The organism is Pseudomonas sp. SJZ080 (genome assembly GCF_007828295.1).
Taxonomy (GTDB): Bacteria; Pseudomonadota; Gammaproteobacteria; order Pseudomonadales; family Pseudomonadaceae; genus Aquipseudomonas; species Aquipseudomonas migulae_A.
In genome coordinates this window covers 1-12,625 of the sequence record NZ_VIUK01000013.1, presented here as the reverse complement: position 1 = coordinate 12,625, position 12,625 = coordinate 1, and the positions used below count along the sequence as shown (strand labels likewise).

At 58.1% G+C, this 12,625-nt stretch carries 12 protein-coding genes; 9 read left to right on the top strand and 3 right to left on the bottom strand.

The features are described 5' to 3' along the window. Positions 1 to 167 precede the first annotated feature (167 nt). Positions 168 to 512: a pentapeptide repeat-containing protein gene (locus FBY04_RS17730; protein WP_084323064.1), complete on the bottom strand. Its 345-nt coding sequence runs from the start codon at positions 510 to 512 to the stop codon at positions 168 to 170. Positions 513 to 603: 91 nt separating this feature from the next. Continuing rightward, positions 604 to 2,160: a bifunctional aminoglycoside phosphotransferase/ATP-binding protein gene (locus FBY04_RS17725; RefSeq protein ID WP_084323065.1), complete on the bottom strand. Its 1,557-nt coding sequence runs from the start codon at positions 2,158 to 2,160 to the stop codon at positions 604 to 606. A 117-nt stretch (positions 2,161 to 2,277) separates the two neighbouring features. Here FBY04_RS17725 and mrcB point away from each other — a divergent pair, with 117 nt between their 5' ends. The 3 genes from mrcB to FBY04_RS17710 are packed head-to-tail and all read left to right on the top strand — an operon-like array spanning position 2,278 to position 5,688. After that, entirely contained in the window at positions 2,278 to 4,602 is a 2,325-nt protein-coding gene (gene mrcB, locus FBY04_RS17720) for a penicillin-binding protein 1B (protein ID WP_145315936.1), read from the top strand. Between the two features lie 16 nt (positions 4,603 to 4,618). Next, positions 4,619 to 5,353 carry a hypothetical protein gene (locus FBY04_RS17715; RefSeq protein ID WP_145315934.1) on the top strand — a complete coding sequence of 245 codons (735 nt, stop codon included), beginning with the start codon at positions 4,619 to 4,621 and terminating at the stop codon, positions 5,351 to 5,353. Further along, on the top strand, positions 5,353 to 5,688 hold the full coding sequence (locus FBY04_RS17710; protein WP_084323068.1) for a YqcC family protein: 336 nt from the start codon (positions 5,353 to 5,355) through the stop codon (positions 5,686 to 5,688). Before FBY04_RS17715 ends, FBY04_RS17710 begins: the two co-directional genes overlap by 1 nt. Positions 5,689 to 5,733: 45 nt before the next feature. Here FBY04_RS17710 and FBY04_RS17705 read toward each other — a convergent pair whose 3' ends face one another. Further along, complete coding sequence (locus FBY04_RS17705) at positions 5,734 to 6,156, bottom strand: DUF4124 domain-containing protein (protein ID WP_145315932.1); 423 nt, start codon at positions 6,154 to 6,156, stop codon at positions 5,734 to 5,736. 401 nt (positions 6,157 to 6,557) lie between these two features. On the opposite strand from FBY04_RS17705, the gene FBY04_RS17700 reads away from it, so the two are divergent. The 6 genes from FBY04_RS17700 to msrQ all read left to right on the top strand — a co-directional run bounded on the left by FBY04_RS17700 (position 6,558) and on the right by msrQ (position 12,532). Then, entirely contained in the window at positions 6,558 to 8,282 is a 1,725-nt protein-coding gene (locus tag FBY04_RS17700; protein WP_084323076.1) for an acetolactate synthase 3 large subunit, read from the top strand. Between the two features lie 2 nt (positions 8,283 to 8,284). Then, positions 8,285 to 8,776 (top strand): acetolactate synthase small subunit, encoded by a 492-nt coding sequence (gene ilvN / locus FBY04_RS17695; RefSeq protein WP_003205610.1) that lies wholly within the window; start codon positions 8,285 to 8,287, stop codon positions 8,774 to 8,776. Between the two features lie 48 nt (positions 8,777 to 8,824). Next, entirely contained in the window at positions 8,825 to 9,841 is a 1,017-nt protein-coding gene (ilvC, locus tag FBY04_RS17690; protein WP_003185459.1) for a ketol-acid reductoisomerase, read from the top strand. A gap of 144 nt (positions 9,842 to 9,985) precedes the next feature. Continuing rightward, positions 9,986 to 10,840: a CDP-diacylglycerol--serine O-phosphatidyltransferase gene (gene pssA / locus FBY04_RS17685; RefSeq protein ID WP_084323071.1), complete on the top strand. Its 855-nt coding sequence runs from the start codon at positions 9,986 to 9,988 to the stop codon at positions 10,838 to 10,840. Between the two features lie 58 nt (positions 10,841 to 10,898). Next, on the top strand, positions 10,899 to 11,912 hold the full coding sequence (msrP, locus tag FBY04_RS17680) for a protein-methionine-sulfoxide reductase catalytic subunit MsrP (RefSeq protein ID WP_084323072.1): 1,014 nt from the start codon (positions 10,899 to 10,901) through the stop codon (positions 11,910 to 11,912). Continuing rightward, positions 11,912 to 12,532, top strand: coding sequence for a protein-methionine-sulfoxide reductase heme-binding subunit MsrQ (gene msrQ, locus FBY04_RS17675; protein WP_145315930.1), 621 nt, complete (start codon positions 11,912 to 11,914; stop codon positions 12,530 to 12,532). The genes msrP and msrQ overlap by 1 nt, the downstream gene beginning before the upstream one ends. Positions 12,533 to 12,625: the final 93 nt, after the last annotated feature.

Below are 12,625 nucleotides of genomic sequence, written 5' to 3'. Positions count from 1 at the left end.
GTTTGGTCGGTTTCGGAGCAAATGCTTCTAAGAGGCAAGTCCGGTAGGCGGCGTAAAAGTGCGCGAAAACGATGGGAACAGGCAGGAGGACGTCAGGTTCCCAAGCTGAAAATGCCCACGGTCCAGCGCAACGCGGGGGCGCTGGACATGTCAGTTATCGGTCGTTTTTAACGGGTGCGATAACGCAGGCGTGTGCCGAAATTCATCGACATCAGGATTTCGTCGGCACTCAGTTCCGGGGGGAAGTAGGCGCCAGAAATCTGTGCGTGGGCCAGGCTGGCCCCTTCAAGATTGGAATGAGTGAAGTCGATGCCGCGCAAGTCGGCGGAACGGAAATAGGCATCGGTAAAGTCGACGCCGTCGGCGTTCAGCTCACGCAGGTCCAGACCTCGGAAATCACCACCGACCATGTCGATAGGTCCGTCTTTTGGACGTTCGTTGTTGAAACCTGTGATGTCGTCTTTGTGCAGCAAGGCATAAAGCGGGGTATCGAGAAGTTTGGGCTGGCTCATGTCACATCACCTGTTGGTTTTATGGCGCCAGTATAGTGCCACTATTTGACAGCCGTGAAGCCGGCGAGGGCTCCACGGCTGAAATACTTCCTTACAGCCCCGGCAAGCGTTGGCGAATTTGCGCAACGACGGTGTCGAGGGTTCCGCTTTCATTGGTCTGAACGCGCTTGCTGCACAGAATCTCCTCAGGCGTCAGGGCTTCACGACTGGCTTGCTGAGCAGCGATAACGGCCAGGTTGGCGTCGGACGGATCCTTTTTGTCTGCCTGACGCAGGGCCAGCCAGCTTTCGATCACCGCTTGTGGCGCGTTGCAATCAAGGATCAGGAACGGCGCGCCGGTGGCTTCGGCGATTTTCGCTGCGCCATCACGCTGATCGCGCTTGAGGTAGGTGGCATCGACCACCACGGGGAAACCGGCACGCAGGATAACGGCGGCGATTTCATGCAGGCGGGTGTAGGTCGCGACGCTGGCGTCGGCGCTATAAATGCCGGCTTGCGGATCGTTCGCGACGGTTTGCTCGCCGAACAGGCGTTTGCGTTCTACATCGGAGCGCAGGCGAATCGCGCCCAGCGCTTCCACCAGACGCATGGCCACATGACTTTTGCCGACAGCGGAGACGCCGTGAGTAATGGCCATGAAGCGCGAAGGAATGGTGCTGTAGCTTTCCGCCAGGTTGGCGTAGTTGCGATACTGGCGCAGGGTGGTGGCGCGCTGCACCGGATCGGCTTCGGCCGGCATGCTGAACAGGCTGACCTTGGCGCGAACCAGTGCGCGGTAGGCTTTATAGAAGTTCAGCAGTTCCAGGCCCTGGTAATCGCCGGTCAACTCCAGGTATTGGCTGATGAAGCGACGGGCCAGGCTTTTCAGGCCGCGGTCTTCAAGGTCCATCGCCAGGAAACCGGTGTCGGCGTAGACGTCGGTGAATCGGAACGGTTCGTTGAATTCGATGCAGTCGAAGATCACGACCTTGCCATCGATCACGGTAGCGTTGCCCAGGTGGATGTCGCCGTGGCACTCGCGGATGAAACCTTCAGCCTTGCGTTGGGCGAACAGCGGCTTGAGGCGTTCGAAGCTGCTTTCGGCCCAGGCTTGCAGGGCGTCGAGTTGCAGCAGGTCGGCCTTGTCGCTCAGGAATGGGCGAATCTGTTCGAAGTTCTGCCGCACCGGTGCCATGACGCTGTCCGGGGTGCCGGCTTCATGTTCGGCAGGTACCTTGGGCGCGGTGAGGTGGAATTGAGCAATCTGTGCGGCCATCTCGTCGATGTGCGCGGTGGTCAATTCGCCATTGGCCTGCAACGTGCTGAGCAACTGGCTTTGTGGGAACTGACGCATTTTCAGGGCGTAATCGATGACCGGGCCGTCGCCACCGAATTGTGGTGCTTCAGCGCTGCCAGTGATCGGCAACACTTCGAGATACAAATCATTGGTCAGACGCTGGTTCAAGCGCAGCTCTTCACCGCAGAAATGCTCGCGAGCATCGAGGCTGGTGAAGTCGAGGAAGCCGAAATTGACCGGTTTCTTCACTTTATAGGCAAACGGGCCTGTGAGAATCACCCAGGAGATGTGGGTTTCGATGACCTGGAACCCGTCTACCGGATGTGGGTAAAGGGCCGGGTTTTGCAGGGCGGCGATCAGGGACTGGCTCACAGGCATTCCTTCAGAGTCTGGGAAAATTCACGGCCGCCATTATGGCCGCAAGTCCGCCCGACGCAAACCTCGGCGGGCTCCTGTTGAGTATGAATAAAGTGCGTATAATCCGGCGCCATGACTCGTACTCGATCCCCCCGCACCCCCAAAAAACCACCTTCCAGAGGCCTGAGCCCCTGGCTGGGCTGGGCCATTAAACTCAGTCTGGTCGGCCTCGTGGTGCTCGCCGGATTCGCGGTTTACCTCGATGCCATCGTGCAGGAGAAGTTCTCCGGCAAGCGCTGGACCATCCCGGCGAAGGTGTATGCGCGCCCGCTCGAGCTGTTCACCGGGCAGAAGCTGAGCAAGGAAGACTTCCTCACCGAGCTCGACGCCTTGGGCTATCGCCGCGAAAGCGTGAGCAACGGTCCCGGCGCGGCGTCGGTCAACGGCAACACCGTCGACTTGAATACCCGTGGTTTTCAATTCTATGAGGGCCTGGAGAACGCCCAGCCCGTGCGTGTGCGCTTCTCTGGTGATTATGTCGCCGAGCTTTCGTCGACCAACGGTTCGAAGCTTTCTGTAGTACGGCTGGAACCGCTGCTGATCGGTGGGATTTACCCGAAGAACCTCGAAGACCGCATTCTGATCAAGATTGATCAGGTCCCGCCGTATCTGCTGGAAACCCTGGTTGCCGTGGAAGACCGGGACTTCTATAGCCATTGGGGTGTGTCGCCCAAGTCGATCGCCCGCGCCATCTGGGTCAACACCTCTGGCGGCAAGATGACCCAGGGCGGTAGTACGCTGACACAACAGCTGGTCAAGAATTTCTACCTGACCAGCGAACGCAGCCTGGCCCGTAAGCTCACCGAAGCCATGATGGCGATGTTGCTGGAGCTGCATTACGACAAACGAGAAATTCTTGAGGCTTACCTCAATGAAGTGTTCGTTGGTCAGGACGGCCAGCGTGCGGTGCACGGTTTCGGTCTGGCCAGCCAGTTCTTCTTTGCGCAGCCGTTGTCCGAGTTGAAACTGCATCAAGTCGCGATGCTGGTGGGCATAGTCAAGGGGCCGTCCTATTACAACCCGCGTCGCAACCCGGAGCGGGCGCTCGAGCGACGCAACCTGGTGCTCGATGTACTTGAGCAACAAGGCGTCGCCAGCGCCGAGCAGATTGCTGCCGCGAAGAAAATGCCGCTGGGTGTGACGACGCGCGGCAAGTTGGCCGACAGCTCGTTCCCTGGTTTTATCGATCTGGTTAAACGTCAGCTGCGCGAAGACTATCGCGACGAAGACTTGACCGAAGAAGGCCTGCGGATCTTCACCAGTTTCGACCCGATTCTGCAGATGAAGGCGGAAGCGTCGGTCAACGATACGTTCAAGCGTTTGTCCGGACGCAAAGGCTCCGATGATGTTGAAGCGGCGATGGTCGTGACCAACCCGGAAACCGGCGAAGTCCAGGCCATGATCGGCAGTCGTCAGGCGAGCTTCGCCGGTTTCAACCGGGCGCTGGATGCTGTCCGACCGATCGGCTCGTTGATCAAGCCAGCGGTTTATCTGACAGCCCTTGAGAAGCCGAGCCAGTACACGTTGACCAGTTGGCTGTCGGACGAGTCCTTTTCGGTGAAAGGGGCGGATGGTCAGGTCTGGAAACCGCAGAACTATGATCGCCGCTCCCATGGCACGGTTTTCCTGTATCAAGGCCTGGCGCATTCCTACAACCTGTCGACTGCGCGTCTCGGGTTGGCGGTGGGCGTGCCGAATGTCCTGAAGACGCTGGCTCGCCTGGGTGTGAGTCGCGAGTTTCCGGCGTTCCCGTCGATGTTGCTCGGCGCGGGCGGCATGACCCCGATCGAAGTGGCGACCATGTACCAGACCCTCGCCAACGGTGGCTTCAATACGCCGATGCGCGGGATTCGCAGCGTTCTGACCGCCGAAGGCGAGCCGCTCAAACGGTACCCGTTCCAGATTCAGCAGCGTTTCGATCCGGCTTCCATTTACCTGATCCAGAGCGCCATGCAGCGGGTCATGCGTGAAGGCACCGGCAGTTCGGTTTACAACGTGTTACCGAAAACCCTGACGCTGGCGGGCAAGACCGGTACCAGTAACGATTCGCGAGACAGCTGGTTCGCCGGTTTCAGTCAGGACTTGCTGGCGGTGGTGTGGCTGGGTCGCGACGACAACGGCAAGACACCGTTTACCGGTGCCACGGGCGCATTGCAGGTCTGGACCAGTTTCATGCGCAAGGCCGATCCGTTGCCGCTGGACATGCCGCAGCCGGATAATGTGGTGCAGGCCTGGGTCGACTCGCATACCGGACAAGGCTCTGATGCCAACTGCCCAGGTGCCGTGCAGATGCCGTATATTCGCGGCAGCGAACCGCCTCCCGGCGCCGCGTGCGGTGGCGAAAGCCCTGTTAACGGTGAAACGGTGATGGATTGGGTCAAGGGCTGGATGAATTAAGCAAAGAGGGTTTCAAGTGAACAAGTGGTTGATTCCAGCGGTAACCGCCGTGGCTTTGCTCAGCGGTTGTTCCAGCGTACAGCGCGGTTCGATCCCTGTTGTGGATTCCGGCAGCGCCGTTTCCAACAGTGAGCGGATTTCGGCGAATGGCGGTTATCGTCAGACGACGACCAAGCGTCCTGTGCAAGCCCAGGCGCAAGCGATTCCGCAAGGTGACACCGGCGTCGTAGTGATGGTGCCAGGTGGTGGCGCCGTTGCCTCGGCACCGATCAGCACCTCGCCGATTACACCTGGCCCGATTACCTCAGGCCCGATCGACACCTCGTCGGTTCAGTCGGCCCCGATCAATCAGGGCAGCTACAGCATGCCGTCGACTCCAAGCGGGATTCCTTCGTCGAGCGCCGGCGGCCTGTCTGCCGACGAACAGTTGGATGGCCCGGTGTTGGCATTGCTGACCACCGCTCAGCAGCAACAGGCCGGTGGCGACCTTAATGGTGCCTCTTCCAGCCTCGAGCGCGCTCAACGTGTCGCGCCGCGTGAGCCGCAAGTGCTTTATCGTCTGGCTCAGGTCCGCATGGCTCAAGGCGATGCTGCACAAGCCGAACAGTTCTCTCGTCGCGGTCTGACGTTCGCCAATGGTCGTCCGGCGCTTCAGGCCAGTCTGTGGGAATTGATTGCGCAAGCTCGTGAGAAGCAGGGTGATTCCGCAGGTGCGTCCCTGGCTCGTCAGAAGGCCAAGGTTTCGTCGTGATGGACGCACGCTTTCCAAAGATTGCCGAGCAGTTGCTGTTGATCGAGCGCGAGCTGCGTGTTCAGGGATGGTGGGACGATGTCTCGCCATCTGCTGAAGCGCTGTCCAGTGTCGAGCCTTTTTCGGTCGATACGCTGGATTTCGAGCAGTGGCTGCAATGGATCTTCCTGCCACGCATGAAAACAATCCTCGAGCAGGATTTGCCGCTGCCCAATGCCTCGGGCATTCAGGAGATGGCCGAAATGGTCTTCGCCGCCCGCAATGTTCAGGGCAGGGATCGGCAGTTGCAGGTTCTGCTCAAAGAGTTCGACCTGCTGATCACCGCCTCCCGCTAACCCCGCCATTCTGCAGGAGCCGAGCAGGCTCTGCTCCTGCAGGAGTTACTGGCAGTTATCGGCGATCTGTCGCTGTGCTTCGGCGGTGCGTTCCTGGCGTTGCTCGTCAGTCAGGCGACGCATTTCACCGTCGACATCCTCCCGCAATCGCGGATTGTTCTGCAGTTGAGCCAGGTTCGTCCGCGCCTGCTCGCAGAACACCTTCAGCTGGGCTTGCTGCTCGGCGACCTGTTTTTTCACTGTCTTGTCGATGGCCTGTTGATCGCCGATGGCGTTACTGCGTGGCAGCGTAGCCGGCTTGCCCGCAGAGGGGGAGGGCGTGACCACGGTGGTGGCTTCCCGGCCCTGGGGCGGTTGCGCATCGAAATGGGTAACGCCCTGCTCATCGACCCATTTGTAGATCTGGGCGGCCATGGTCACAGGGCTGATGCCGATCAGCAGGCTGGCGGTCAGGAAAAACGTTCGCATGCCATTTCCTTGTATTGGGTTGCGCAATTGAAGCTAACACAGTTGCTGTTTCGCGGTTTTTTCTTGCTTTCTCATGTGCTTACTTCAATAAAGCACATTGACGACTTGACTTGCAGGGGACGAAACAGAAGAATCCAAAGTCCGCTGTAGAGGGACTGCCAGAAGCAGACCCACTCGGCAGATCATGAGGCGCACATCCGCGCCGACCTGTTACACCCGCAACGCGTTACCTCGCGCTGGGTGGGAAAGGCCCGCAACACTTGGGACGATCCCAATACTTGCTCAGTCAGTGCTGACGTAGTCGGCGACCACCGTCGCTCATGCTCTGCCGAGAAGTAAACCTATTAAGACCCGTCCCCCTTTTATGTGGACGGTATTCTGGCGTTTTAGAGGTGAACAACGTGGAGCTTTTATCTGGCGGTGAGATGCTCGTCCGCTTTTTGCGTGACGAAGGCGTCAAATATATTTACGGGTACCCGGGTGGTGCTCTTCTTCATGTCTACGATGCCCTGTTCAAAGAACCGGAAGTGACCCACATTCTGGTTCGCCACGAGCAGGCTGCGACCCATATGGCTGACGGCTATGCCCGTGCCACCGGTAAAGCCGGCGTGGTACTGGTGACTTCCGGCCCGGGCGCAACCAACGCTATCACCGGTATTGCCACGGCCTACATGGACTCCATTCCGATGGTGGTCATTTCCGGCCAGGTGCCTAGCACCATGGTAGGCACCGATGCGTTCCAGGAAACCGACATGATCGGTATCTCCCGGCCGATCGTGAAGCACAGCTTCATGATCAAGCACGCCTCGGAAATCCCGGAGGTCATGAAGAAAGCGTTTTACCTGGCGCAATCCGGTCGTCCTGGTCCGGTCGTTGTCGATATCCCGAAAGACATGACCAACCCGGCCGAGAAGTACGAATACATCTTCCCGAAAAAAGCCAAGCTGCGTTCCTACAGCCCGGCCGTTCGCGGCCACTCCGGGCAAATCCGCAAGGCAGCCGAAATGCTCCTGGCGGCCAAGCGTCCTGTGATGTACGCAGGCGGTGGCGTGATTCTCGGTGGTGGCTCCGCGCCGCTGACCGAATTGGCGAAGATGCTCAACCTGCCAGTGACCAATACCCTGATGGGGCTGGGTGCCTACCCTGGCACCGACCGTCAGTTCATCGGCATGCTCGGCATGCACGGCAGCTACACCGCTAACCTGGCGATGCACCATGCTGACGTGATCCTCGCAGTCGGCGCACGTTTCGACGATCGCGTGATCAACGGCGCGTCGAAGTTCTGCCCGAATGCCAAGATCATTCACATCGACATCGACCCGGCTTCGATCTCCAAGACCATCAAGGCTGACGTACCTATCGTCGGTCCGGTCGAGAGCGTCCTGACCGAAATGGTCGCGATCCTCAAGGAAATCGGCGAGACCCCGAACAAGGAGTCCGTTGCCAGCTGGTGGAAGCAGGTTGATGAATGGCGCGGTGATCGCGGCCTGTTCCCTTACGACAAGGGCGACGGTAGCGTCATCAAGCCGCAGACCGTGATCGAAACCCTGTGCGAAGTGACCAAGGGCGATGCCTTTGTGGCCTCCGACGTGGGGCAGCACCAAATGTTCGCGGCGCAGTATTACAAGTTCAACAAGCCGAACCGCTGGATCAACTCCGGTGGCCTGGGCACCATGGGCTTCGGTTTTCCGGCGGCCATGGGCATCAAGTTGAGCTTTCCGGATGCCGACGTCGTCTGCGTGACAGGCGAGGGCAGTATCCAGATGAACATTCAGGAGTTGTCGACCTGCCTGCAATATGGTTTGCCGGTCAAGATCGTCATCCTGAACAACGGTGTTCTGGGTATGGTTCGCCAGTGGCAAGACATGAGTTATGGCAGCCGTCACTCGCACTCCTATATGGAATCGCTGCCTGACTTCGTCAAGCTGGCCGAGGCCTATGGTCACGTCGGCGTGCGCATCACCGAATCGAAAGATTTGAAGTCGAAGATGGAAGAAGCGTTCGCCATGAAGGATCGCCTGGTGGTGCTCGATATTTCGGTCGATACCAGCGAGCACGTCTACCCGATGCAGATCAAAGACGGCTCCATGCGCGATATGTGGCTGAGCAAGACGGAGCGTACTTAATCATGCGGCATATTATTTCCTTGCTTCTGGAAAACGAACCCGGCGCTTTGTCTCGTGTAGTCGGCCTGTTCTCGCAGCGCAACTACAACATCGAAAGCCTGACTGTGGCGCCAACCGAAGACCCGACCCTGTCGCGTCTGACGCTGACCACGGTGGGCCACGATGAGATCATCGAGCAGATCACCAAGAACCTGAACAAGCTGATTGAAGTGGTCAAACTGGTCGACCTGTCGGAAAGTGCTCACATCGAGCGCGAACTGATGCTGGTCAAGGTCAAGGCCACCGGCGCCCAGCGCGCCGAGATCAAGCGCACCACCGATATTTACCGTGGGCAGATCGTCGATGTCAGCGCTAGCGTGTATACCGTTCAATTGACCGGTACCAGCGACAAGCTCGACAGCTTCATTCAGTCCATCGGCACCGCGTCGATTCTGGAAACCGTCCGTAGCGGCGTAACCGGTATCGCTCGCGGCGACAAAGTACTCAGCATCTAAACCAAATTAGCGAATGGCCTGAACGGCCTGGATATATAGGGGAAATTCATGAAAGTTTTCTACGATAAAGACTGCGACCTGTCGATCATCCAGGGCAAGAAAGTTGCCATCATCGGTTACGGTTCCCAAGGCCACGCTCAAGCGTGCAACCTGAAAGATTCCGGCGTTGATGTCACTGTCGGCCTGCGTAAAGGTTCGGCAACTGTTGCCAAGGCAGAAGCTCACGGCCTGAAAGTGACCGACGTTGCTTCCGCTGTAGCAGCTGCCGACCTGGTCATGATCCTGACCCCGGACGAGTTCCAGTCTGCCCTGTACAAGAACGAAATCGAGCCGAACATCAAGAAAGGCGCCACCCTGGCCTTCTCCCACGGCTTCGCGATCCACTACAACCAGGTTGTTCCGCGCGCTGACCTCGACGTGATCATGATCGCGCCGAAAGCACCGGGCCACACCGTACGTTCCGAGTTCGTCAAGGGCGGCGGTATCCCTGACCTGATCGCTATCTACCAGGACGCTTCCGGCAACGCCAAAAACGTTGCGCTGTCCTACGCTGCTGGCGTGGGTGGCGGTCGCACCGGCATCATCGAAACCACTTTCAAGGACGAGACCGAAACCGACCTGTTCGGCGAACAAGCCGTTCTGTGCGGCGGTACCGTTGAGCTGGTGAAAGCCGGTTTCGAAACCCTGGTTGAAGCTGGCTACGCGCCGGAAATGGCCTACTTTGAATGCCTGCACGAACTGAAGCTGATCGTTGACCTCATGTACGAAGGCGGCATCGCCAACATGAACTACTCGATCTCCAACAACGCTGAATACGGCGAGTACGTGACCGGTCCGGAAGTGATCAACGCCGAATCCCGTCAGGCTATGCGCAACGCTCTGAAACGTATTCAGGACGGCGAATACGCCAAGATGTTCATCAGCGAAGGCGCAACCGGCTATCCTTCCATGACCGCCAAGCGTCGTAACAACGCCGCTCACGGTATCGAAATCATCGGCGAGCAACTGCGCTCCATGATGCCGTGGATCGGTGCCAACAAGATCGTCGACAAAGCCAAAAACTAAGTCGCGCACTTGTACGGAAAACGCGGCCTGAGCCGCGTTTTTTCGTTTGGGAGTCCGGTTCTGGTATAAAGCTGCATCGTTTGCGGCCGAACCCTCGTCCCAGACACCTGTCGAAACTTTCCACCCCGTTGCAAGGTATTGTCCATGAGCGAACGTCCCGAAGAGCCAAACCAGGCTTCTGACGCCGAAAGCCTGCTGCCCATCGATGAGCACATCGAAGAAGGGCATGACGCTGAAGGTCGTAAAGTCCGGCATCGTGGTATCTATCTTCTGCCGAATCTGTTTACCACTGCGAACCTGTTCGCAGGGTTCTACTCCATCATCAACTCGATGAGCGCACAGAGCGCGTTGAGTGCTGGCGATGCGATTGGTGCGAGCAAGTATTTTGCGTTTGCCGCGATTGCCATTTTTGTCGCCATGGTGCTCGACGGCCTCGACGGTCGCGTTGCCCGCATGACCAACACCCAGAGTGCCTTCGGTGCCGAGTACGACTCGCTGTCCGATATGGTCGCCTTCGGTGTCGCGCCGGCACTGCTGGCATTTGGCTGGGCCTTGGGCGATATGGGCAAGGTTGGCTGGATGGTCGCCTTCATTTATGTCGCTGGGGCTGCATTGCGTCTGGCCCGTTTCAACACCCAGGTGGGCACCGCTGACAAGCGTTACTTCATCGGCTTGGCCAGTCCGGCTGCAGCGGGTGTGGTTGCAGGCATTGTCTGGGCGTTCAGTGATTACGGCATCCAGGGTTCCAAGATGTCTTTCCTGGTAGCGCTGATGGTCGCGGCCGCGGGCATGCTGATGGTCAGTAACATCAAGTACAACAGCTTCAAGGAGCTGGACCTGAAAGGGCGCGTACCTTTTGTGGCAATCCTTGCTGTCGTGCTGGTGTTCGCTGTCGTATTCAGTGATCCGCCGCGCATCCTGCTGCTGGTTTTCCTCGCCTACGCAGCATCGGGTCCGATTCAATATCTGTTACGTCTTCGTCGGCACAAAAACACGTAATTTCCCTCATACTCTGCAGTCTATTGGTGCATCTGTTCTCCAATGCTGCGGAGTTGCCATGCTGATCAAAGTCCCCAAGACATCCGACTGCCATGAGTCGGATGTCACGCCCGAATCCCTCTATCTGTCTCGTCGAAATGTGCTGGGTGCTGCCGTTGCCGGTTTGGCGGTGAGCAGCTTGCCGAGCTGGGCTCGCGCGGATGATGCCGTGCGCTATCCGGAGGTCGAGCCTGGTAAGGCGCCTTCCTGGTTCGCCGAGAAACTGCCTTCTACCAAGTGGGGAGCGGTCAACGTCAAGGATGAGGCGATCACGCCATTCAAGGATGCGACCCACTACAACAACTTCTATGAGTTCGGCACCGATAAAGGTGATCCGGCGGCCAACGCTGGCGCGCTGAAAACTGAACCCTGGAGCGTGGTGGTGGATGGGGAGGTGGGCAAGCCGGGTCGATATGCGCTGGAAGACTTCATGAAGCCATACCAGTTGGAGGAGCGCATTTATCGTCTTCGCTGCGTGGAGGCCTGGTCGATGGTCATCCCGTGGATCGGTTTTCCCATTTCGGCCTTGCTCAAGGAAGTCGAGCCGACTTCCAAGGCCAGGTTCATTCGCTTCGAAACCCTGCAGGATCCGAAGAGCATGCCGGGTCAACGCTCTGGTTTTGCCTTGATCGACTGGCCTTATGTGGAGGGACTAAGACTGGATGAGGCGATGAACCCGTTGGCGATTCTTGCGGTGGGCATGTATGGGCGCGAATTGCCTAACCAGAATGGCGCGCCTCTGCGTTTGGTGGTGCCGTGGAAGTATGGCTTCAAGAGCATCAAATCCATCGTGCGGATCAGCCTGGTCAGCGAGCAGCCGAAAACCACCTGGCAAAGCATCGCTGCGGACGAGTACGGTTTTTATGCCAACGTGAACCCGACTGTCGATCATCCACGCTGGACCCAGGCCCGGGAGCGGCGTTTACCTAGCGGTCTGTTCAAGCCAAATGTGCGCGACACGCAAATGTTCAACGGCTACTCGGATGAAGTCGCTTCTTTATATGCAGGGCTCGATCTGCGGAAGAATTACTGATGCGATATCCGTTGTGGCGAGTGACCGTCTTTATCGCGGCGGCGGTATGGCCGCTGCTTTGGCTCTATCAGGCTTGGGCGGATGTGCTTGGGCCAGATCCGGGGAAGGTGCTGGTTGATCGGTTGGGGTTGGGGACGCTTGTACTGCTGCTGGTTACACTGAGTATGACGCCTTTGCAGAAGCTCACCGGCTGGGCGGGGTGGATTGCTGTCCGTCGGCAACTGGGTTTGTGGTGCTTCGCGTACGTGGTTCTGCATTTGAGTGGTTACACGGCGTTTATTCTTGGTTTCGATTGGTCCCAGCTGGGTGTCGAGTTGCGCAAACGGCCGTACATTATTGTCGGGATGCTTGGCTTCCTTTGTTTGCTGGCGTTGGCGTTGACCTCCAATCGTTACAGTCAGCGGCGTTTGGGATCTCGCTGGAAGAAGTTGCATCGACTGGTCTTTGTAGTTCTCGGGCTCGGACTGCTGCATATGTTGTGGATTGTGCGTGCCGATCTGAAGGAGTGGGCGGTTTATGCCTCTATAGGGGTGTTGCTATTAGTGCTGCGCTTACCCCCGGTTAACCGCCGCATTCCACGGTTAACCGCTAAAAAGTCATCTTCTGCAAGAAAAGCGTAATTAAGGGTTGACGGCAGATTCTGGAAGTCTATAATTCGCCCCACTTCCGGCGCAGTCGAAACGGAAAACTCCTTGATAAACAAAGAGTTACGC

Excerpts from the sequence above, each read along its gene's own strand:
- ilvC (WP_003185459.1), top strand. The coding sequence starts at position 8,825 with ATGAAAGTTTTCTACGATAAAGACTGCGACCTGTCGATCATCCAGGGC.
- msrQ (WP_145315930.1), top strand. The coding sequence starts at position 11,912 with ATGCGATATCCGTTGTGGCGAGTGACCGTCTTTATCGCGGCGGCGGTA.
- FBY04_RS17705 (WP_145315932.1), bottom strand. The coding sequence starts at position 6,156 with ATGCGAACGTTTTTCCTGACCGCCAGCCTGCTGATCGGCATCAGCCCT.
- FBY04_RS17730 (WP_084323064.1), bottom strand. The coding sequence starts at position 512 with ATGAGCCAGCCCAAACTTCTCGATACCCCGCTTTATGCCTTGCTGCAC.
- msrP (WP_084323072.1), top strand. The coding sequence starts at position 10,899 with ATGCTGATCAAAGTCCCCAAGACATCCGACTGCCATGAGTCGGATGTC.
- ilvN (WP_003205610.1), top strand. The coding sequence starts at position 8,285 with ATGCGGCATATTATTTCCTTGCTTCTGGAAAACGAACCCGGCGCTTTG.
- pssA (WP_084323071.1), top strand. The coding sequence starts at position 9,986 with ATGAGCGAACGTCCCGAAGAGCCAAACCAGGCTTCTGACGCCGAAAGC.
- mrcB (WP_145315936.1), top strand. The coding sequence starts at position 2,278 with ATGACTCGTACTCGATCCCCCCGCACCCCCAAAAAACCACCTTCCAGA.
- FBY04_RS17710 (WP_084323068.1), top strand. The coding sequence starts at position 5,353 with ATGGACGCACGCTTTCCAAAGATTGCCGAGCAGTTGCTGTTGATCGAG.